The sequence below is a fragment of the Saccharospirillum salsuginis genome (genome assembly GCF_014651855.1).
GTDB classification, from domain to species: Bacteria; Pseudomonadota; Gammaproteobacteria; order Pseudomonadales; family Natronospirillaceae; genus Saccharospirillum; species Saccharospirillum salsuginis.
The window spans coordinates 165,271-186,939 of sequence record NZ_BMXR01000002.1 but is presented as its reverse complement, the minus strand read 5'-3'; the positions used below and the strand labels follow the sequence as shown (position 1 = coordinate 186,939).

The window sequence follows — 21,669 nt, the reverse complement described above, 5'->3', positions numbered from 1 at the left end:
TTCACTCCTTCGGTAAAAGCGGCTCCAATGCGGAACCCAGTAAACGCCACTCTTCACTCAACCGGTGCAGGACGTCGCGCCCCGAATCGGTCAATCGATAAAAGCGCTTCTTTCGATTACCTTCCTCTCGCCACTGGCTGGACAACAGCCCTTGCGCTTCCAGGCGGCGTACCAGGGGGTACAAAGTCCCCTCGTCGATGGCGATGCCGTCATCGTTGAGCCGCTTTCTCAACGAATAGCCGCTGTGTTCGGCCTCCAGCCGGGCCAGCACGGCCATGACCAGCACCCCTCGGCGCAACTCCAGGCGTAACTTGTCGAATGTCGGGTTGGATTCCATTTACTGTGTATCACATAGTATATGGCACTCACTGTATGCCACACAGTGTCTTTGTCAAGCCTGAAGCCTATAGACTGACGGACTACATCACGCCTGCCTGCCGCACTTCCTGTTCAACGCGGCGTATGGACATGGACTGTTATTCAACCGCACGAGACGATCCGCCAGAGAGTACCTGCATGCTGTTTGCCTCAATCCCTTCAACCAAACACCTGACCTGGCTCATTCCCGTTATTTTTTCCGTTACGGCCTGCTCAACGGCCAGTGACCCCAACCCACCGGGTGGAAATGGGGATAAGGACGAAGGTACTGTACCAACCACGAACGAATTCACCCTGATCTCAGTCAACGACCAGTTGTGGCGTACCGATGCGGACGGGAATGCCGAAGTGGTGACCTACCTCAACAGCAGCAGTGACGGCAGTGCCTTCCCCTACGACGTCGAAACCGTCTTACTGAATCAACACGCTTTCTTTGCGGCATCGGACGGCATCCACGGTACGGAGCTGTGGCGGTTCGATGGCAGTGACCCCGTCATGGTCAAGGACATCAACCCCGGCAGCCCGAACAGCTACCCGACCAACCTGGTCACTATGGAATCCTCGCTCTATTTCCTCGCGTCTACGCCAGACGCTGGCCAGGAATTGTGGCGCAGCGACGGCACTGAAGACGGTACCTGGCTGGTCAAGGAGTTTCGTCCGGGTATTGAAGATGGCTTCCCCAACTCGTCCCACACAAACAATCAAATCGTGGTAGCCGCCGAACAGCAGCTCTACCTGTTGGTGGAAAGCGACGCAGACTCCCTGTCTTTGTGGAGCAGCGACGGTACGTCCGACGGTACCCAATGGGTGATGGACCTCAACCGTTACCATGAGCATCGATTGATCCCAAACGGCAATGACCTGTATCTGCTGGAATTAACCGACGATGACGTAACACTTCGATATATCGACGGCGAAACCCACCAACCAATCCACTTGGGGGACACCTACACTACCGATGACTCGACAGTTGCAACCGCCTTCCATAACGACCAGCTCCACCTGCTGGTGGGCAAAGACCGCAGTCAAATGTGGCGCAGCGATGGCACCGCCGACGGTACGACCCTCCAGTTTGAAAACGGGGTACGATGCGGAACCGAATCCACTATTCCGGTTCTCGGCGATTCACTGATTATCGTAAGAGAACTGGAAGACAACAGTTGCGAGCTGATCCGAACCGATGGCACCCCCGAAGGCAGCGAGCCGCTCAAAGACATCTCACCTGACAACACAGCGCCCTACTCGATCGGCCCCACAGCGACCCTGGGTTCAACGCTCTATTTCATCGTCGAACGCAGCGGTACCGGGCATCAATTGTGGAAAACCGATGGCACACCGGAAGGTACCGTAATGATCGAAGACACCACCGGCGACCTGACGAATGCCACGCTGACCTCATTACACACCGTGGGCAACACGCTCTACTTCACGGCACGCATTGACGCGGGGTCTGGTGAATGGTGGCGTACGGACGGCAGCATAGGTGGTGCGACCCGAGTTGCCTCCGTGGACGACAGCTATCTGGGCCGCCGAAACAACGATATCTTCGCCCTGGGCCAAAACCTGTACTTCGTTGCCAACGACGCAACAAAGGGGGCGGAGTTGTGGACCAGTGACGGCACCGAAAGCGGAACCCGGATAGTAAGCAACATCAACCAGGCCCACCCAGCCAGTTGGCCAAGCGTCGCCCTGTCCGATTACCGTAAAGCCAGCACCCATCTGGATGGCGAAGACTACTTCACCGCCTACGACAGCGAGAACGGCTGGTCACTGTGGCGAAGTGACCGTACCAAGGCGGGCACGCATCGCGTGAAAGCCATTGCCTCGTATCCGTTAAAAGATGGCATTCAGGATTTAACCACGATGGGTTCGACCGTTTACTTCCGAGTCGATGGCGGTTACCAAAGTCAATTGTGGCGCAGCGATGGTACCGAGAGCGGTACAGTTCCCATACTCAGTGCCGAGGGGGATTCACTGTATGAAGTCGATAACCTGACGGCCTTGAACGGCCTTCTGTTCTTCGAAGCGCTCGATGATGACGCCTACTCACGTCTCTGGCGCAGCGATGGTACTCAAGCCGGCACCTACCCATTGACAGGCGTGGGTTCACTGGCCGATGTCATCGTCGAGGCGCCCTCGTTCATGGTGCACGATTCAACCTTGTATTTTCCCGCGTCGGACCCGGACCACGGTGAAGAACTATGGCGCACGGACGGTACCGAAGCCGGTACCTATTTAGTCAAGGACATCTACACCGGTGAAGAAGGAAATTATCTGGAACCCTTGGGGGTAGTGGGTGACTACTTGTACTTCAGCACCTGGGAAGTGGATTTCGGTAAGGAACTGTGGCGAACCGATGGCACGGCCAAAGGCACGCATCGCGTGAAAGACATTAACCCCGGACCCAACGGCTCCGGCCCGGAAGACATAGTTGCAGTGGGATCGATCGCCTATTTCATCACCCATCTGGATGGCTACCGACTATGGCGAACCGACGGCACTGAAGACGGTACTTACCAAGTCACCGACACCACCACAACCAGCCAAGGCCGCATAGCCGCCTTCAACGAATACATATACTTTGCTGGTGTAACGTCTGAATCGGGTAACGAACTGTGGAGAACCGATGGCACGGTAGGTGGCGCCGAACTGTTAATCGATGTGCACCCTGGGACTTATGGGGGTGACCCATCAGACCTCACCGTCATCGGCAACCGACTCTACTTTGTCGCCGAACCCAGATACGGCAGCGGGTATTCTACCTGGGTCAGTGACGGCACACTTGAGGGGACGCGTTTGGTGGAGTAAATGAGTTTACGGTGCCAGTTTTCCTATGAACTCGTCGTGCTTGAAGACAGGATGGTGGACTGCACCTTCAACCTTGCGACTACCGCGATATTTTCGTCATTACCTGTCGGCACAGCGATCGAATTCCATCCAGTATTGGCGTTTTACTGAAACTATCGTAGAGACCGATCAGAAGAGCAAAAATCAACGTATGCAACCAACGGTCCGCGTCCCACCCCGATGGATTCCAAATTAACAAAAGCCAAAAAAAACCAAGAAAATACACCGGAAAGATCATCGTGTTGGCGGCCAGATACCCCCAAGCCTTCACCAGGGACACTTGGTTCCGTCGTCGTGCCGCTTTCTTCCTAATCCAGCGTTTCACCACCAGATCCTCACGGGCGGCTTCAAATAGGGCGAGCAAAAAGCCTATGCCGGACAAAATGACGACTTGTTTGAGTGTTGGTCGGGATGGCCAACCCAGGATCAATACTGCCAGGTTACAGAAAACCATCAGATAGACAGCACTCAGCCAGAAGACTACGGACTCTTTCGGGTAGGGGCGTTTCATTGTGGGTCGAATCCTTTGGGTGACAATGTGTTGCTTCCATGACGAAACCTCGCCCTACATATTTGAACACAACCGAAAGGCGAGAGACAAACACCAATGATCGCCAACCGACGTCCACCAACAGCATATCCTTGAGGCAAAAAAAAGAGGCGGGTTACGCCTCTATTCTTACCCCCGTCAACTGCGGGGGCTGTGGTCAATCAGCTCAGGCTGCTTTCTTGCTCCGACGCGCCAGGCCAAGACCCACAATGCCCAAGCCCAACAGAGCCAACGAACCCGGCTCCGGAACCGCTGCAATATTCTCCACGGCGGTATCGAACATCCAGTTGTAGTTGGACGTGGAGGTTGAATAGCTCCAGTTGTTCCAGGTCATGTAGGCGTCTTCAGTCACTTGATCCCACTGGAACGCGTTCGGTGTCCAGATGTTGTTGGTGTAATCAAAGTCGCCGAGATCGTTCAGGTCGGCAAAACCGGCGCCGCCGCCGTAGTTGGTGTTCCAGTTGTCCAGCTCATTAAAGGTCAGCCAGCCGTCGTTATTCGTGTCCGTTCCTGAGAATGAACCCGCAATAGACGAGTAACCGGAGTTTGTCGCCTGGTAATCGACAGTGATGAGGCCGGCAAAGGCGGACGAAGAGGCGGCCAGGGAAAAAGCGAGAGTGGTTAGGACCTTCATGAACTGCTCCAATCATACGGCGTAAGGTTGATCTTCGCACCAGCACTATTTATGCCAACTCGCCAACAAGCCTACCCATAGGGAGTTATGTGCACTCCATCACAAAACACCCTCGCTTCTGTAAATTTTTCCGACACCATCCTTAGCGCAAAAAGCGCTTTTCACCCTTAGTCATCCATATCTATGTGTAAGGTTTTCCGACACCCTCTGTGATCCCAACCAATCCTTCAGCGTTGTTGTGGTTCGAACCGCATCGACCACCGGCTTCTCACCGGCGCGGTCGTAGTGCCGCATCAAATCCGCGACATCCATCAAGGTCTCGTCTCGGCTGATGAATCCAACGGCCTTTGCCAACCAGGCGGGCATTCGCTGAACCTTGAGATCATGGTGCCGGGCATAGGCCGCCATAGCTTCGGCCATGGTCATGCTTTCAGAGCCATAGAGGACGATCCGACGGTTGCGAACGCTCGGGTCGGCGAGCGCGCGGCTGACTTCCCGGGCATAGTCCTGCGCCGCGATCCAGTGAATGGGTTGAGTGGACGGGCCGATGTGCACCAGCCGCTGCTTCTGTTTGAACAACGCCAGCGTTTCCATAAACCAGCTGGGCATGAACACCAGATACGGCAGACCGCTCGCCTTCAACAAGGCTTCCGCTTCCATCTTGTAGCGGTTGTCCCAACGGTCGGCGAACTCCGGATAGGCCAGGGCCGTCGAAATCATACTGATGCACTCGATGCGCTCGTCGGACAGCGCCTCCAGGATGTTTTTCGTGCCCAGTACATGGTTGTTGTAATAGCTGCGCCGGCTGTGTCCGCTGGCGTTGATATGCACCGCGTCCGAGCCTTTCAGCGCCCGTCGCAGACTGTCGACATCCAGCAGGTCGGCGGTCTCATACTCGAAATCCGGCCCCAGCAGCCGTTCCGCTTTGTCGCTGTTGCGGCTGATTACCCGAACCCGATACCCGTCCGCTCGCAGTTGGCGCGCCACGGGCGCCCCGAGCATCCCGGAACCTCCGATCACTGATGCGGTTTTCATCGCTCTGTCTCCTCAGATGGATTATGTGTTTCATCGTATCGGGGGTTTCATTCAGCGATTAGTGGGTTAATCTGATAATCATTAATCCATTTTCGGGATAATGACATGGACCTGGAAGCGATGATCTGGTTCGTCGAAGTGGCCCAGCTCGGCTCCTTCGCCCGGGCCGCCCGGCGCCTGAAGCAACCGGGCAGCAACGTCAGCCGGCGCATCGCCAAGCTCGAAGCCGACCTTGGCTTCCCCTTGCTGCTGCGGACGACCCGGTCGCTGTCTCTCACCCAGGAAGGCGAAGCCTTCCTGCCGCTGGCCCGGGAACTGCTGGAAGCACAAACCCAAATAACCGATTGGCGGGACAGCCTGGACGCGACCCCCACCGGTACACTGAGAGTCACCGCCCCGGGCGGTTTTGCCCGGGGGCCGCTGACCGACTGGCTGATCCGCTACCGTCAGAAGCACCCGAAAGTGGATGTTCAACTGATCCACAGCAACGACTACCTCGACTTCCAGGCTCACCAACTCGATTTCGCGTTCCGCCAAGGACCGCTGCCGGACTCCTCACTGGTCGCCCAACGCCTGTTCCGGATTCACTACGGCGTGTTCGTCGCCCCCGAGCGACGGATCGAAGACACCCCACTGGAGACACCCGACCAACTGACTGACCGACCCATCATCGCCTCCGGCGCCAAAGGCCAAGCCCTGCCCTGGCGCTTTCGGGACCGCACCTGGACACCCAAAAACCCCGACATCCTGTTCGAAGACATCGGCCAATGCCTGCAAGCCGCCGCAGCGGGGCTGGGCTACACCTTCACCAGCCGGTTCGAGGCACTGCCCTACTTGCAATCAGGAACGTTGGAGGAAGTATTGGTGAATGACCGGCCCGAACCGGTCGGGTTCTACCTGGTATCGCCGAGCCGGGCGCACCGGTCACTGAAGAACGAATCGTTCGTGCGGCATGTGTTGGAGGAGGTGGCGAGTTTTGGTCTGGCGGACGGGTTGTCGATTTGATTGACCAGCCACTCAGAACTCTACAGCATCACTCTTCGATTCGGATAAACGAATACTTGACCATACTCAACAAGGGGGTACTATAACCCCTATATTAAGTGCTTCCACCCCTAAATTGGGTATCTCACGTCGTATGAACCCCGTTCTTGAGGCAGTCCTAGGTAACCGAACGGCCGCACAGGTCCTGTTATTCATTACGGTTTATGGTGAAGGGCATGCCCTGCGTATTGCCAAAACCTACGACATTGGCCTAAACATGACCCAACGGCAGCTTAAAAGACTTGAAGGTAACGGTGTTCTGGTCAGCCGGTTAGTCGGTAACGCTCGTCTGTTCACCTTTAACGAACGAAATCCCACGGTGAAAAATTTAAAGAAATTCCTCCTCGCCGAAGTTGAGCAATTGCCCGAGGATGTGGTGCAAAAATACTTTAGGCAGCGACAACGCCCCAGACGATCCGGAAAAACACTATAGTTATGGATACAATCACCAGGGAAACCTCCATCGAAGAGTTGGCATCCATCCTGAGTCGGTACCTGGAAAAGGCGGGCATCCTGGCCACACTTTCGGGTGGTGGTGCTGTTTCAATATATACCCACAACGACTATCAAAGTTACGATCTGGACTTCGTTACATCGGCAAGCCGAAAAGAACTACGAGATGCGTTGGCTCCAATCGGATTCCAAGAAAGTAGTAACCTACGTCAATTCGAGCATCCACATACTGAATGGTTTGTCGAGTTCCCACCGTCACCACTCGGGTTTGGTGACTTAATCATAGATCATAAAGACATTCCGATCTTCAATACCAAACATGGACCTCTGAGAGTCATCACGCCGACGCTCAGCGTTATAGACCGACTCGCCGCTTACTGGTATCACTATGATCCACAATGTTGGGATCAAGCAATCAAAGTCTGTCAAAACAGAATTGTGGATTGGCAGATGATCTATGATTGGGCAGCCAACGAAGGGCAAAGTAAACAGTCAATTGATAGTCTACGCGCCAAATCTGAAGGTTGACAGTAAGGACAATGAATCACTCCGGGTAAAGCCGCCTCTTAATTATACCGACTACGGCGACACACGATGGTGACTCATTCGACAACACATTCAAGACCGAATAAAGGACGAAAAACGTCACTGCTTGAAACAACAGAACAAGGATCAGGGCTCAACGGTCTTCCCTGATCCGATCACAAATCGGAAACCGCACAATCGCAACCACCCCATAAACACTGTTAGACTCCGCCCAACTTCGCGGAAAGGATGCTCAGTGTGAAAGGAAAGCCCAATCACCCACACAACCCCCATGACCGCTTCTTTCGCAGCGTCATGGAGAACCGCGCCGTTGCGGAAAGCTTCATGCGGCACTACCTGCCCGAGGACATCAGCGCCGCGCTGGACCTCGACAGCCTGAAACTGGAGCACGACAGCTACCTGGACCCGGCGCTGCAGGAAACCGTCTCCGACCTGGTATTCAGTTGCCGACTGGCCGATCAACCGGCCTACCTGGCCCTGCTGGTGGAACACCAGTCCCGGCCGGACCCGCATATGCCCGTTCGCATCGGCCACTACCTGTTCAGCCTTCTGACCAAACACCTCAAACAGCAACCCAATGGGCTACTGGCACCAGTCTATGCGCTGGTGCTGTACCACGGCAGCCAGACTCCCTACCCCTATTCACTGAACCTCGCCGACTGCTTCGACGACCCTTTGGGCGTGATGAGAACGCTGCTCCAGGACCCCATCCCCCTGATTGACGTGAACCAGCTCAGTGACGACGAATTGCGCCAACAACAGTGGATCGGCATTGTCGCCCGGGCCCTTAAGCACATCCGGGACCCGGACATCGGGCCCTATCTACTGGAGTGGTTGCACGACTGCGAGGGGCTGGACGACCACAGCCAGCAATGGTTGGATTTCATCCGCACCTTGCTACACTATGCCATTGGAGCGGGTAACGTCAGCGATATCGACCATTTGGTCGAAGAAAGTCACCGCTTACCCGAGCCTATAGGAGAGACATTTATGACCATTGCCGAACAGTTAGAAGCTAGAGGCGAAGCCCGTGGTGAAGCTAAAGGACTGAGACATACAGCTTGCAACCTGCTGAAAGAAGGCGCCGACCCTAAGTTTGTGGCCAAAGTTACGGGTCTTTCTGTGGCCAGTGTTGAAGAACTGAAAAAGAACCTTCCCAAAGAATACTAGCTCCCCTTAATAATCCCCCATGTCGGCACTGTTGTTAGTGTCGGCGGGCAATTATTGATTGATCCAGAATGCGACATGGATTGGCCGGTAAAACATGCCGACCCGTTACCGGTTCTCTGAATTCCCCAGCGTCGCCCTAATAGCGATTTCCTAAAAAACAATACGCCAACGATAGGTTGGTCTCAAAGGCGTTATCACTCGCCCCATTCTCGTCCATACGTCAAACAACGTACCCAACCCCGCCAATCCCCCCATACCCTCATCCCAGAGCCTTTCCCATACTCGAACCCGCTGACAAATCCGGTTCCGAACCCGGTGTATAACCAACCAGAGGGGAAGACTCATGACATTCAAACCCACGCTCAAAGGCGTCACCTTCGCTGTGGCCGCCACCCTGGCCGCGAGTGCGGCCTATGCGGAAGACGACACCATCAAGGTCGGGGTGCTGCATTCGCTTTCCGGCACCATGGCGATCAGTGAGACCACGCTGAAAGACACCGTGTTGATGATGGTCGAGGAACAGAACAAGCGCGGCGGTCTGCTCGGGAAAGACCTGGAAGCCGTTGTGGTCGACCCGGCCTCCAACTGGCCCCTGTTCGCGGAGAAGGCGCGGGAGCTGCTGACCCAGGAAGAGGTGGATGTGATCTTCGGTAGTTGGACGTCGGTGTCGCGCAAGTCCGTGCTGCCGGTGCTGGAAGAGTTGAACGGCCTGATGTTCTACCCGGTGCAGTACGAGGGTGAAGAATCCTCGAAGAACATTTTCTACACCGGTGCGGCGCCGAACCAGCAGGCCATCCCGGCGGTGGATTACCTGATGAATGATCTGGGTGTGGAGCGCTGGGTACTGGCCGGTACGGACTACGTCTACCCTCGCACCACAAACAAGATCCTGGAAGCCTACCTGAAGGATCACGGCGTTGCGGCGAGCGACATCATGATCAACTACACGCCGTTCAGCCATTCGGACTGGCAGTCCATCGTGTCGGACATCAAGAGCTTCGGCAGCCAGGGCAAGAAGACGGCCGTGGTCTCCACCATCAATGGCGACGCCAATGTACCGTTCTACAAGGAACTGGGTAACCAGGGCATCTCGGCCGAAGACATTCCGGTCATCGCGTTCTCAGTCGGTGAAGAGGAACTGTCCGGGTTCGATACCAGCCCGCTGGTCGGTCATCTGGCCGCCTGGAACTACTTCCAGAGTGTGGACGCGGATGCCAACTACGACTTCATCGACATGTGGCACGCCTACATCGGCGATGAGGACCGGGTGACAAACGATCCGATGGAGGCGACCTACATCGGTTTCAACATGTGGGTTCAGGCGGTCGAACAGGCCGGCACCACCGATGTGGACGCGGTCGAAAAAGCGATGATCGGGCAGACCACGCCGAACCTGACCGGCGGCATGGCGGTGATGAACAAGAACCACCACCTGAGCAAACCGGTGTTGATCGGGGAGATTCAGGACGATGGTCAGTTCGAGGTGGTTTGGGAAACCATGGGTGTCGTGCCCGGGGATGCCTGGTCGGATTATCTGCCCGGTTCGAAGATGCTGTTGGCGGATTGGGCGTTTCCGTTGGAGTGTGGGAATTTCAATGTTGAGAGTGGGGCGTGTTCCGGGCAGAGCTACGAATAAGGCGATCGTGTCATAGCGTAGCCAAGTTTGAAGCGGCCGATGTCGCTTCGCTCTTCGGCCCTACGAGTATGCCGGCCGAGGTTGATCCTCGGCCTTTTCTTTCCCTTGTTTTTATTTGCTACAGCGGAGGTCTCTGTGAGACTTGCCTTTGTTTTTTGGTTCGGTCTGCTTGTGTTGTGGGCTTCGCCGGTTTGGGCGGAGGAGCCTTCGGCGGAGGTCAATACGTTGTTGGAGCAATTGACCGAGGCCGGCCTGCGGGAGACTCAGCCGATTCTGGAGCGTTTGGCGTCGTCGGGGGATGAGGCGGTTGTGTTGCCTTTGTTCCAGACGTTGCTGGACGGGGATTTGTATTACCGACGCTCGGATGGGCGTTTGTTGGTCGAGACCGATGTCGATGGTGACGACCATTATGTCGATTACTTCTCGGGTGAGGATTACGGCGAATTGGGCCGCCGGGAACAGTCGAAGGTCCGCATCAATAACAGTCTTCGCGGTTACCTATCCGAAGCCATCGCACGGATGCAGTTGAGCCATGAGGACCCGGCGGTTCGAACCGCGGCGGTGCGATCGCTGCTGGATGATCTGGACGAAAACACCGTGAGCCTTCTGGCCGAGGCTCGGGCCGGGGAGAGTCACCGTGAGGTGCGTCAGGCTCTGGATCTGGCATTGGCTATGTACACCGCCGAACAGGGCGAGAACAGCGCTGCTCGCATCACCGCGATTCAGGATCTGTCCGAGAGTCTGGAAACCGATGTCCGCAACCTCTTATTTCAACTCTCCGAGTATTCAGACGACGGCGGAGTGAAAGCGGCGGCGGCCGAGGCTATGCAGGCCATCGACCAGAAGGTCACCTTTTATGGCTATGTCGACCAGCTGTTTTTCGGGTTGAGTCTCGGCTCCGTGTTGTTACTGGCCGCCATCGGTCTGGCCATCACTTTCGGCGTGATGGGGGTGATCAACATGGCGCACGGTGAAATGCTGATGCTCGGCGCCTATACCACCTATGTCGTTCAGTTGATGATGCCGAACATGATCAACCAGTCACTCTGGGTCGCCATCCCGATGGCGTTTCTGGTGGCCGGCAGCGTGGGCATATTGATCGAGCGCTGCGTCATCCGCTTCCTGCACGGTCGGCCACTGGAAACCCTGTTGGCGACGTTCGGTATCAGTCTGATCCTGCAACAGACGGTACGCACCGTATTTTCGCCGCTGAACCGGCGGGTTGCTTCGCCGGACTGGATGAGCGGTTCCTGGGAAATCAATCCGGTGCTGTCACTTACCTACAACCGGCTGACCATTCTCATCTTCGCGGTGGTCGTGTTCGTGGCGCTGCTGCTGATCATGAAGAAAACGTCGCTGGGTCTTCAGGTACGGGCGGTGTCGCAAAACCGGGCCATGGCCAAGGCGATGGGCATTAAGACGGACTGGGTGGATGCCCTCACCTTCGGGCTTGGCTCCGGTATCGCCGGCATCGGCGGTGTGGCGCTCAGCCAGTTGACCAACGTCGGACCCAATCTGGGGCAGAGCTACATCATCGACTCCTTTATGGTCGTGGTATTCGGCGGCGTCGGCAACCTGCTGGGCACCCTGGTCGCGGCGTTCACACTCGGCATCGCCAACAAGTTCATGGAGCCGGTCACCGGTACGGTTCTGGCCAGCATCCTGGTGCTGGTATTCATTATCCTGTTTATTCAGAAACGGCCCAAAGGGCTGTTTCCGCAACGCGGGAGGGCGGCCGAATGAGTATTCTGCGCTCTGTGCTTTCGCGTCAACCGGCCGGGCAACGGGTGTTGCCGTTCGTCGTGATCCTGTTCGGGGTCACGGTGCTGGCGTCGCTCGGCAATCTGCTGGTGCCCGAATCGTCATCGCTGCATGTCAGCACCTACACCATCACCCTGCTCGGTAAATACCTCAGCTACGCCATGCTGGCGTTGGCGGTGGATGTGGTCTGGGGTTATTGCGGCATTCTGAGCCTCGGCCACGGCGCCTTTTTCGCCCTCGGTGGTTACGCCATGGGCATGTATCTGATGCGGCAGATCGGCGACCGGGGTGTTTACGGCCACCCCACTCTGCCGGATTTCATGGTCTTCCTGAACTGGGACAGCCTGCCCTGGTACTGGTTCGGCATGGACCAGTTCTGGTTCGCGATGATCATGGTCGCGCTGGTGCCCGGTGTTCTGGCGTTCGTCTTCGGCGCCCTGGCGTTCCGCTCGCGAGTCAGCGGGGTGTACTTGTCCATCATCACCCAGGCGCTGACCTATGCATTGATGCTGGCGTTCTTCCGCAACGAGATGGGCTTCGGCGGCAACAACGGCCTGACGGATTTCAAGGACATCCTCGGCTTCAGTCTGCAGTCCGACGGCACCCGGGTGGCCTTGTTTATCGCTACGGCGGTTTTGCTCGCGCTGGTGTACGGGGTCAGCCAATGGATCCTCGGGTCGCGCTTCGGCAAAGTCATCGAAGCCGTGCGGGACGGCGAAGCGCGGGTGCGGTTTCTGGGCTACCGGACGGATCGATACAAGGTCTGGCTGTTCGTCTATTCGGCCATGATCGCGGGCCTGGCCGGTGCGCTCTATGTGCCCCAGGTCGGCATCATCAACCCCGGTGAGTTCGCGCCTTTGAACAGCATCGAGGTGGTGGTCTGGGTCGCCGTCGGCGGGCGCGGCACCCTCTATGGCGCGGTGCTCGGTGCCATTTTGGTCAACTACGCCAAAACCCGGTTCACCGCTCTGCTGCCGGATGGTTGGCTGTTCGCGCTAGGCGCCCTTTTCTTACTGGTCACGCTCTTCCTGCCCAAGGGCCTTGCCGGTCTATACGGCCAGGTGCGCGAGGGCCTGAACCGCCACTCGAACACACCCGCCACAGCCGAGGAGACCACACCATGACTGCTCATCCCCACTCTCTTGAACTGTTTCGGCGGGACCGGGTCTGGCCCTTTCTGATGCCGCCGGAACCCAGAGTCGATGTCTCGCACCAGGTCATCTTATATGTGGAAGGCCTGAATCTCAGTTTCGATGGTTTCAAGGCACTGAACGATCTGAATCTCTATGTGAACGACGGCGAATTGCGCTGTTTGATCGGTGCGAACGGCGCGGGCAAGACCACGCTGATGGATGTGATCACCGGAAAGACGACGCCGGATTCGGGCACGGTCCATTTTGGACAGTCCATCGATCTGTTGCACCACGATGAGGCACGCATCGCCCAACTTGGCATCGGCCGAAAATTCCAGAAACCGACCGTGTTCGAAGCGCAAACGGTAGCGGACAACCTGGAGCTGGCGCTGAAAACGAACAAGGGCATCCTCCCAACCCTCTTTTCACAACTGTCCTCCGAGCAGGAAGACCGCATCCATTCGGTGCTTCACACAATCGGTTTGGTGCAGCAAAAACGCCTGCTGGCCGGAAACTTATCACACGGTCAGAAACAATGGCTCGAAATTGGCATGTTGTTGGTTTCGGAACCGCGATTGTTGCTCATCGACGAACCCGTCGCGGGCATGACGCCGGAAGAAACCGAGCGCACGGCGGAGCTGCTGACCTCATTGGCGGGCAAGCACACCGTCATCGTCGTCGAGCACGACATGGAATTTGTTCGCTCCATCGCACGCACCGTTTCGGTGCTTCACCAGGGCTCGGTGTTGGCGGAAGGCACGATGGACCAGGTGCAGAACCACCCGGACGTGATCGAAGTGTATCTGGGGGAAGACGCATGATACGGATTCAAAACCTGAACCAGCAATACGGCGGCACTCGGATCCTTTGGGATCTGAACCTGGACATCACCGAAGGCGCTTGCACCTGCATCATGGGGCGCAACGGTGTGGGCAAGACGACGCTGCTGAAATGTCTCATGGGGTTGTTGCCGGCGAGCAGCGGTTCGATCGAATACAACGGCCGGGAGTTAACCAAAGTCTCGGCGGAACAACGGGCACCATCCGGCATCGGTTATGTACCACAAGGGCGGGACATTTTTCCGATGCTGACCGTCGAGGAAAACCTGCGCCTCGGTTTACTCGCCCGGAAAGACAACGCGAAAGACATCCCGGAGAAGATTTTCGAACTCTTCCCGGTATTGAACGACATGCTGCACCGGCGCGGCGGGGATTTGAGCGGCGGCCAGCAACAGCAACTGGCCATCGGTCGAGCCCTGGTGCTGGACCCGAAGGTGCTGATTCTGGATGAACCGAACGAGGGCATTCAGCCCAACATCGTTAAACAGATCGGGGATGTGATTGTGAAACTGAACCAGGAAGAAGGGCTGACCGTGGTGTTGGTCGAACAGAAACTCGGCTTTGCCCGACGCGTCGGTCAGGAGTTCCGGTTGATGGAAAAAGGTCGCATCGTCGCCAGCGACCCAATGGCGAACCTGTCCGACGATTTGATTCGTCAGCATCTGGCTGTGTAACGACACCATGAATACGCGCGCTGCCATTCCAGACACCGTACAAGCCGACTCCATTTGGCGTGCCTGGCTGGAACTGGATTTCCGGCAGGGACCGCGCGGCACGCGGCTGGCCGGATGTCGCCACGAAGGGCCGCTCTATGTGCAAAAAGCGTTCTATCCGGAAGGACCGGACCGCGCCCATGCCTACTTGTTGCATCCCCCCGGTGGCATGGTGTCCGGCGACGATCTGCGCATGAGCATCAACGTCCACCCGGACGCGTCCGCCGTCATCACCACGCCCGGAGCCGGTCGTGCCTATCGCGCGCGACCGGACCGGGCCCTGCAGCACCAGCGCAATCAATTGACCGTTCACGAGAACGCCACACTGGAATGGTTGCCGCAGGAAACCCTGATCTACCCCGACGCCCGCGCTCAATTGGATACCGACATTCAGCTCGCCGAAGGCGCACGTTTTATCGGCTGGGAAATCACCAGCCTGGGTCTGCCGGCTAACCAGCGGTTGTTTGAAACCGGCGAGCTGCATCAGCGTTTGCAGATTCGGCAACAGGGTCGAATCGTGTTGCGGGAGCATCTGCACCTGATCGAACCCAGCGATGAACTGCGCTCAGGCCTGGCCGGGTTTCAGAACCAACCGGTCAACGGTTTGATGATCGCCGGACCGTTCGAGGGCGATCAAAAAACAATGGTGGATCAACTGCGCGACCACGAAGAATCAGCCACAGGTCTGGCGTTCAGCGGCATAACCCAGGTCGGTGACTTTATCGTCCTGCGCAGCCTAAGCGATCGGGCCGAACCGGCCCGGAAGTTTTTCACCCGGGCATGGACCACCCTGAGACCCGCCCTGCTCGGCATTCCCGCGTGCGAGCCGCGCATCTGGGCAACCTGAACACACCACGAGGAAAACCCGATGGAATTGTTACCCCGTGAAAAAGACAAACTGCTCACTTTCACCGCCGGTTTGCTCGCCGAGCGTCGGTTGGGACGTGGGTTGAAACTGAATTATCCCGAGGCCGTAGCCTACATCACCTTGAATATTCTCGAAGGCGCGCGGGACGGAAAAACCGTGGCGGAATTGATGAGCGAAGGCAAGCAATTGCTCAGCGCCGACCAGGTGATGGACGGCATCGCGGAGATGGTGGATGAGGTGCAGGTGGAAGCGACGTTTCCGGATGGGACCAAGTTGGTGACCGTACATCAACCGATCGTGTGACATGTGGTTGGTTGAATTGTTGGATTACGCCTATCGGCTACCGGAGCGCTGGCCGATCCAACCTACGAAACCACCAGCACTTTCCATGTAGGTTGGATTAGCGCGAAGCGCGTAATCCAACAACCGTAGGGTGGGCACCGCCCACCATGGAAGAACACAAAACCACGAAACAAAACGATCGATCCAAATACATTGCCAGCAGATCAATCCGTGGGAACACCGAATCCCATGGTGGGCAGTGCCCACCCTAGGGTGAAGCACACACCAACAACAACGAGATCAAAAAATGACCCCAGGCGAACTCCAACTAAAACCCGACCCGATTCCCCTGAACGCCGGCCGTCCCATCATCACCCTGACGGTCGAAAACACCGGCGACCGCCCGATCCAGGTCGGTTCCCACTACCACTTCGCCGAGACCAACCCGGCCTTGTCGTTCGATCGCGTTGCGGCCCGTGGCTTCCATCTCAACATCGCCGCCGGCACGGCCGTACGCTTCGAACCGGGTCAGAGCCGCGAGGTAGAACTCGTTGCCTACGCCGGCAAACGGGAAGTTCATGGCTTTCGCGCGGAGGTCATGGGCCCGCTGGATACAGGAGCAACATCATGACGACATCCAACAAAACGCTCGACCGCCAGGCCTACGCCCAGATGTTCGGCCCGACCACGGGCGACCGCATTCGGTTGGCCGATACCGATTTATGGATCGAGGTGGAAGCGGACCACACCACCTACGGCGATGAAGTGAAGTTCGGCGGCGGCAAGGTGATTCGCGACGGCATGGGCCAGAGCCAATCGAGCAACGCCACGGCCGTCGATCTGGTCATCACCAATGCGTTGATTCTGGATCATTGGGGCATCGTCAAAGCCGATGTTGGTATTCGCGCCGGTCGCATCGAGACTATCGGCAAAGCCGGTAACCCGGACATCATGGATAACATCGACATCGTCATCGGCCCGGGCACCGAAGTCATCGCCGGTGAAGGGTCCATCCTGACCGCCGGCGGCATCGATGCCCATATCCATTTCATCTGTCCGCAGCAAATCGAAGAAGCGCTGATGTCCGGCGTCACCACCATGATCGGTGGTGGCACCGGTCCGGCCACCGGCACCAACGCCACCACATGCACACCCGGCCCCTGGTACATGGGCAAGATGCTGCAGGCGACCGACAGCCTGCCGATGAACCTCGGCTTTCTTGGCAAGGGCAACGGCAGCCAGCCCGAAGCCCTGGAAGAACAACTGAGAGCCGGTGCCTGCGGTTTGAAACTGCACGAGGATTGGGGCACGACACCGGCGGCCATCGATAATTGTTTGACCGTGGCGGAACGGTACGACGTCCAGGTTGCCATCCATACCGATACGTTGAACGAATCCGGATTTGTGGACGACACCCTGGCCGCGTTCAAGGACCGGGTCATCCACACCTACCACACTGAAGGCGCCGGTGGCGGTCACGCACCGGACATCATCAAGGCGTGCGCCTCGCCGAATGTATTGCCGTCGTCCACCAACCCGACGCGACCCTACACGCGCAACACCATCGACGAACACCTCGACATGCTGATGGTGTGCCATCACCTGGACAGCAAGATTCCCGAAGACGTCGCCTTCGCGGATTCGCGCATCCGCAAGGAAACCATCGCCGCCGAAGACATCTTCCACGACCTCGGCGCCTTCAGCATGATCGCGTCCGATTCACAGGCCATGGGCCGGGTCGGCGAAGTGATCACCCGCACCTGGCAAACCGCCGACAAAATGAAAAAACAACGCGGCCTGTTGGCCGAGGATCTCGACCTCGGCTGCGACAATGTTCGCGCCCGTCGCTACATCGCCAAGTACACCATCAACCCGGCCATCGCACACGGCATCAGCCACGAAGTCGGCTCCATCGAACCCGGAAAACTGGCGGACCTCGTGCTGTGGAAACCGGCCTTCTTCGGCATCAAACCGGCGACCATCATCAAGGGCGGCATGATCGCCGCCGCACCGATGGGCGACCCGAATGCATCCATCCCGACGCCACAACCGGTGCACTACCGACCCATGTTTGGTGCGTTTGGGCAGGCCCCTGCCAAAACCTCGGTGACCTTTGTCAGTCAGGCTTCGTTGGATGCCGGCGTCGCCGACGAGTTGGGTTTGCAGCGTCGACTGGTCGCGTGCAAGAACACGCGGACCATCGGCAAGAAAGACATGATTCTGAATGACTGGCAACCGGATGTGACCGTCGACCCGCAGACCTATGAAGTGCGGGCGGACGGGCAATTGTTGACCTGCGAGCCGGCGACGGAACTGCCGTTGGCTCAGCGGTATTGTTTGTTTTGAACCTGTAGGAGCCATGGTCCGCACGCGGCACCGTGCGCGATCGGACAGTGCTCATGGCACCTCGGGTGTCGCGCACAGCGTGCGCTCCTACAGACCACCCACAAAATCGGTGACTCCTATGCTGGAAATCAACCAACGCCTCGGTCTAACCGCCATCGACCAACTCGACGGCCACCTGACCCTGACCCACGACCAACGCGAAAAAGGCCGCCTGCGTGTACTGACCGACACCGGTGAGGAAGCCCGCCTCTTCCTCGAACGCGGTCGCCCACTCGCGGTCGGTGAAATACTGAAAACGACCTGCGGTCGTCACGTGCAAATCAAGGGCGCCATCGAACCGGTGGTCACCGCGACCTGCGATGACTGGCACACATTCGCCCGCGCCTGCTATCACCTCGGCAACCGCCACGTGAAAATCGAAGTGGGCGAGAAATGGCTGCGCATCAAACCGGACCATGTATTGGAAGCCATGTTGATTCAGCTCGGTTTGATGACCCAGCCGGAAGACGCCGTTTTCAATCCGGAATCCGGAGCCTATGCCCATGGCCACCATCACCACTGACACGATGGCCGAAAGCGCCCGGCCACCGCAGTCTGGATCGGCACTACTGCGACTGCTGCAATTGAGCAGCGTCAGCCTTCCTGTGGGCGGGTTCTCGTTCTCGCAGGGTTTGGAGTACGCCGTCGAAGCCGGATGGGTGCACAACGTCGAGACCACGCGCCGCTTTCTGAGCGAACAACTCAGGTACAACCTGAGCCGGGTCGATTTGCCGATCCTGGCGCGAAGCCACGCCGCCACCCTGGCCGGGGATGCGGAACAACTGCAAGACTGCAACAACCTGATTCTGGCCTGCCGCGAGACCCGGGAACTGCGGTTCACCGACACCGCCATGGGCCGGGCGCTGGTGCGTTTGCTGCGCAGTCTGGAAATGGCACCGCCGCTTGCGGCCGACGAAGACATCAGTTTCGTCACCGCCTTCGCCTATGCCGCCGCCTGTTGGTCCATCCCCATCGATGACACGGCGCTCGGCTTCGCCTGGGCCTGGCTAGAAAACCAGGTGGCCGCAGCCACCAAGCTCGTACCGCTGGGCCAAACCCAGGCGCAGCAACTGTTGGGCGAACTGAATCCGGTGCTGACCGACGCCTGGACCCTCGCCCGGGGCATCGATGTCGACGACATCGGTGCCTGTCTGCCGGCGCTGGCCATCGCCAGTTGCCGTCACGAAACCCAATACACCCGATTGTTCCGATCCTGACTGGGAGAACCCACCATGACTCACCCCAAGCAAACCCTGCGCATCGGCGTCGGCGGCCCGGTCGGCTCCGGCAAGACCGCCCTGTTGCGGTCACTCTGTGCCGCGTTGCGCGATCACTACGACATCGCCGTCGTCACCAACGACATCTACACCCGCGAGGATGCCGAGTTCCTGACCCACCACGAAGCGCTGAGCGCGGACCGGATTCTCGGCGTGGAAACCGGCGGCTGCCCGCACACCGCAATCCGCGAGGACGCCTCGATGAATCTGGCGGCCATCGATGAATTGACGACGCGACACGGTTCGCTGGACGCGGTCTTCGTCGAAAGCGGCGGCGACAATCTGAGCGCGACCTTCAGCCCGGAACTGTCGGACCTGACGATCTACGTCATCGACGTCTCCGCAGGCGACAAGATTCCACGCAAGGGCGGCCCCGGCATCACCAAATCGGATCTGTTGATCATCAACAAAACCGATCTCGCGCCCCTGGTCGGGGCCGACCTGGACGTGATGGATCGGGATGCGAAAAAGATGCGCGGCGACCGGCCGTTTGTGTTCACCAATTTGAAAGCAGCAAAAGGGTTGGACGATGTCATCGCCTTCATTGTGCGCGAAGGCATGTTGGATTCGAAAGACATACCGCCGGCCAAGGCCGTGGTTTGATACCCATAATCCAACACCTTCTTCCCGGCACTTTATTCATCGTCGGATTACGCGTCTTCGACACTAATCCGACCTACGAAACCGTTTGGCCTTGGCAGAGGAGTAGGGTGGGCACTGCCCACCAGGGGAGGATACCCAGCCAACGGTAGATCCCATTGAAACGAAAAGAGGGCCAATCGGTGCATTCAGTGGCACATTTCGACACGTTGGTGGGCGATGCCCACCCTACGAATCGCCAACGGTCGTTCCCGGAAAACACGGTTAACATTGGAGACATAACATGACTGGAAACGCTAAACACATCGGCCTGTTTATCCTGACCGGCTTTCCCACCCTCGCTCTGGCCCACACGGGCCACGGCACAGAATCCGGCTTCACCGCCGGTCTGACCCACCCGATCGGCGGGCTGGATCACATCCTCGCCCTGGTCGCCGTCGGTTTCTGGGGCGCGCATCTGGGTGGCTCCGCCCGCTGGCAATTGCCGCTGGCCTTTGTCGCAGCCATGCTGGTCGGTGGAGCCTTGGGCATGGCAGGCATCGCCCTGCCGGGCGTCGAACCGATGATCCTGGTTTCATCCATCGTTATCGGCTTGGCACTGGCCATCAGCGGTAAACTAAACACCGGACTCGCCGCTGCCCTCTGCGCCGGATTCGCGATTTTTCACGGCGTCGCCCACGGCGCGGAAATGCCAGTCGCATCCTCCGCCCTGGGGTATGCCGCCGGTTTCGCCTTGGCGACGGCTGCGCTGCACGTGTGCGGGCTGGCTTCCGCTCAGGTGGCGAGACGCGTACCGAGTGTGCATCGCTGGGCGGGAGTGCTTTTTGCCGTCGGTGGTCTGGTATTCGGTCTCAGCTGAGCAACGCCCCCCGATCGTCGTAAGCCGCCATCCAATCGGTCAGATTGGGCGCATGACGGGACACGAACCGTTCCAGATCCGAGCGTTCGCAGGGCTGACCGGTAAACACCTCGACGTATTCGGCCACCCGGCCGATGCGTTCTTCGGTGGACTCCTGCGTGTGCATGGAAATGTAGCCGATCTGAGTCAGATAGGTGGTACGCGCGCGAACACCGGCCTCGTGTTCCGAATAGCCGAAGCGGATCAGCATCCGCGTTAAAGCCTCCAGGCGTTGTTCATCCGCCGTCGCCACTGCCTGTGCCACTTCCGGGCTCTGCATCGCCCAGTGGCGCACGGCGTATTCGAATTCGGAATCGAACAGTCGCTCGTCCAGCCAGCAGTCAAAAACATTCAGCATCGCCTCGACAATGCTGTCGGCATAGCGCTCGGTCTGCCGAATCAATCCCGCAGTGTTTTTTTCCTTCCAGCGCTCAACCAGTTGGTCCAACAGAGCTTCGCGATCCTTGAAGAACCAGTAGAAGCTGGTGCGCGAGGTGTTCAGCGCCTTGGCCAGCGGCTGGATTTTCACCGCCTCCACGCCGCCTTGAATGAAGGCGTCGTAGGCGGCTTCCAGCCAGTCTTCGGCACGGCCTTTGTGTGGGGTCGAATTCATAGCCTGA

Annotated in this window: 23 protein-coding genes; 18 read left to right on the top strand and 5 right to left on the bottom strand. The window is 58.0% G+C overall.

What is annotated here, in order from left to right; all coding sequences use genetic code 11:
- Position 1 precedes the first annotated feature (1 nt).
- Positions 2–337 carry a PadR family transcriptional regulator gene (locus tag IE111_RS04055; RefSeq protein ID WP_189607222.1) on the bottom strand — a complete coding sequence of 112 codons (336 nt, stop codon included), beginning with the start codon at positions 335–337 and terminating at the stop codon, positions 2–4.
- Between the two features lie 179 nt (positions 338–516).
- Between IE111_RS04055 and IE111_RS04050 the strand changes: the two genes are divergently transcribed.
- Positions 517–3,186 (top strand): ELWxxDGT repeat protein, encoded by a 2,670-nt coding sequence (locus tag IE111_RS04050; protein WP_189607221.1) that lies wholly within the window; start codon positions 517–519, stop codon positions 3,184–3,186.
- Between the two features lie 79 nt (positions 3,187–3,265).
- Here the strand turns inward: IE111_RS04050 and IE111_RS04045 are convergent, their stop codons facing one another.
- From IE111_RS04045 to IE111_RS04035, 3 genes are all read right to left on the bottom strand, one after another.
- Positions 3,266–3,736, bottom strand: a complete 471-nt coding sequence (locus IE111_RS04045; RefSeq protein ID WP_189607220.1) for a hypothetical protein — start codon at positions 3,734–3,736, stop codon at positions 3,266–3,268.
- Positions 3,737–3,941: 205 nt separating this feature from the next.
- On the bottom strand, positions 3,942–4,409 hold the full coding sequence (locus tag IE111_RS04040) for a PEP-CTERM sorting domain-containing protein (RefSeq protein WP_189607219.1): 468 nt from the start codon (positions 4,407–4,409) through the stop codon (positions 3,942–3,944).
- A gap of 171 nt (positions 4,410–4,580) precedes the next feature.
- Positions 4,581–5,444 (bottom strand): SDR family oxidoreductase, encoded by an 864-nt coding sequence (locus IE111_RS04035; RefSeq protein WP_189607218.1) that lies wholly within the window; start codon positions 5,442–5,444, stop codon positions 4,581–4,583.
- Positions 5,445–5,549: 105 nt separating this feature from the next.
- Between IE111_RS04035 and IE111_RS04030 the strand changes: the two genes are divergently transcribed.
- From IE111_RS04030 to IE111_RS03950, 17 genes are all read left to right on the top strand, one after another.
- Positions 5,550–6,449, top strand: a complete 900-nt coding sequence (locus IE111_RS04030; RefSeq protein ID WP_189607217.1) for a LysR family transcriptional regulator — start codon at positions 5,550–5,552, stop codon at positions 6,447–6,449.
- A 133-nt stretch (positions 6,450–6,582) separates the two neighbouring features.
- Entirely contained in the window at positions 6,583–6,921 is a 339-nt protein-coding gene (locus IE111_RS04025) for an ArsR family transcriptional regulator (RefSeq protein ID WP_189607216.1), read from the top strand.
- Positions 6,922–6,923: 2 nt separating this feature from the next.
- Positions 6,924–7,469 (top strand): hypothetical protein, encoded by a 546-nt coding sequence (locus tag IE111_RS04020; protein WP_189607215.1) that lies wholly within the window; start codon positions 6,924–6,926, stop codon positions 7,467–7,469.
- A 255-nt stretch (positions 7,470–7,724) separates the two neighbouring features.
- Entirely contained in the window at positions 7,725–8,657 is a 933-nt protein-coding gene (locus IE111_RS04015) for an Rpn family recombination-promoting nuclease/putative transposase (RefSeq protein ID WP_189607214.1), read from the top strand.
- 343 nt (positions 8,658–9,000) lie between these two features.
- Entirely contained in the window at positions 9,001–10,293 is a 1,293-nt protein-coding gene (gene urtA / locus IE111_RS04010) for an urea ABC transporter substrate-binding protein (RefSeq protein ID WP_189607213.1), read from the top strand.
- 135 nt (positions 10,294–10,428) lie between these two features.
- On the top strand, positions 10,429–12,036 hold the full coding sequence (urtB, locus tag IE111_RS04005) for an urea ABC transporter permease subunit UrtB (protein ID WP_229805210.1): 1,608 nt from the start codon (positions 10,429–10,431) through the stop codon (positions 12,034–12,036).
- On the top strand, positions 12,033–13,178 hold the full coding sequence (urtC, locus tag IE111_RS04000; protein WP_189607211.1) for an urea ABC transporter permease subunit UrtC: 1,146 nt from the start codon (positions 12,033–12,035) through the stop codon (positions 13,176–13,178). The genes urtB and urtC overlap by 4 nt, the downstream gene beginning before the upstream one ends.
- Positions 13,175–14,008, top strand: a complete 834-nt coding sequence (gene urtD / locus IE111_RS03995; RefSeq protein ID WP_189607210.1) for an urea ABC transporter ATP-binding protein UrtD — start codon at positions 13,175–13,177, stop codon at positions 14,006–14,008. The genes urtC and urtD overlap by 4 nt, the downstream gene beginning before the upstream one ends.
- On the top strand, positions 14,005–14,700 hold the full coding sequence (gene urtE, locus IE111_RS03990; RefSeq protein ID WP_189607209.1) for an urea ABC transporter ATP-binding subunit UrtE: 696 nt from the start codon (positions 14,005–14,007) through the stop codon (positions 14,698–14,700). The genes urtD and urtE overlap by 4 nt, the downstream gene beginning before the upstream one ends.
- Positions 14,701–14,707: 7 nt before the next feature.
- Entirely contained in the window at positions 14,708–15,586 is an 879-nt protein-coding gene (locus tag IE111_RS03985; protein WP_189607208.1) for an urease accessory protein UreD, read from the top strand.
- Positions 15,587–15,607: 21 nt separating this feature from the next.
- Positions 15,608–15,910 (top strand): urease subunit gamma, encoded by a 303-nt coding sequence (gene ureA / locus IE111_RS03980; RefSeq protein WP_189607207.1) that lies wholly within the window; start codon positions 15,608–15,610, stop codon positions 15,908–15,910.
- A gap of 286 nt (positions 15,911–16,196) precedes the next feature.
- Entirely contained in the window at positions 16,197–16,520 is a 324-nt protein-coding gene (locus IE111_RS03975; protein ID WP_189607206.1) for an urease subunit beta, read from the top strand.
- A complete protein-coding gene (gene ureC, locus IE111_RS03970) occupies positions 16,517–18,235 on the top strand; it encodes an urease subunit alpha (RefSeq protein WP_189607205.1) in 1,719 nt (572 codons plus the stop codon). Before IE111_RS03975 ends, ureC begins: the two co-directional genes overlap by 4 nt.
- A 118-nt stretch (positions 18,236–18,353) precedes the next feature.
- The gene (gene ureE, locus IE111_RS03965; protein WP_189607204.1) at positions 18,354–18,797 is read left to right on the top strand and encodes an urease accessory protein UreE; all 444 of its coding nucleotides are present in this window, start codon (positions 18,354–18,356) and stop codon (positions 18,795–18,797) included.
- A complete protein-coding gene (locus IE111_RS03960) occupies positions 18,778–19,491 on the top strand; it encodes an urease accessory protein UreF (RefSeq protein WP_229805208.1) in 714 nt (237 codons plus the stop codon). The genes ureE and IE111_RS03960 overlap by 20 nt, the downstream gene beginning before the upstream one ends.
- A 15-nt stretch (positions 19,492–19,506) precedes the next feature.
- Positions 19,507–20,154 (top strand): urease accessory protein UreG, encoded by a 648-nt coding sequence (gene ureG / locus IE111_RS03955; protein WP_189607203.1) that lies wholly within the window; start codon positions 19,507–19,509, stop codon positions 20,152–20,154.
- A 280-nt stretch (positions 20,155–20,434) separates the two neighbouring features.
- A complete protein-coding gene (locus IE111_RS03950; RefSeq protein ID WP_189607202.1) occupies positions 20,435–21,010 on the top strand; it encodes a HupE/UreJ family protein in 576 nt (191 codons plus the stop codon).
- On the opposite strand, the gene IE111_RS03945 is transcribed toward IE111_RS03950, so the two are convergent.
- The gene (locus tag IE111_RS03945; RefSeq protein WP_189607201.1) at positions 21,003–21,662 is read right to left on the bottom strand and encodes a TetR/AcrR family transcriptional regulator; all 660 of its coding nucleotides are present in this window, start codon (positions 21,660–21,662) and stop codon (positions 21,003–21,005) included. The genes IE111_RS03950 and IE111_RS03945 overlap by 8 nt on opposite strands.
- Positions 21,663–21,669: the final 7 nt, after the last annotated feature.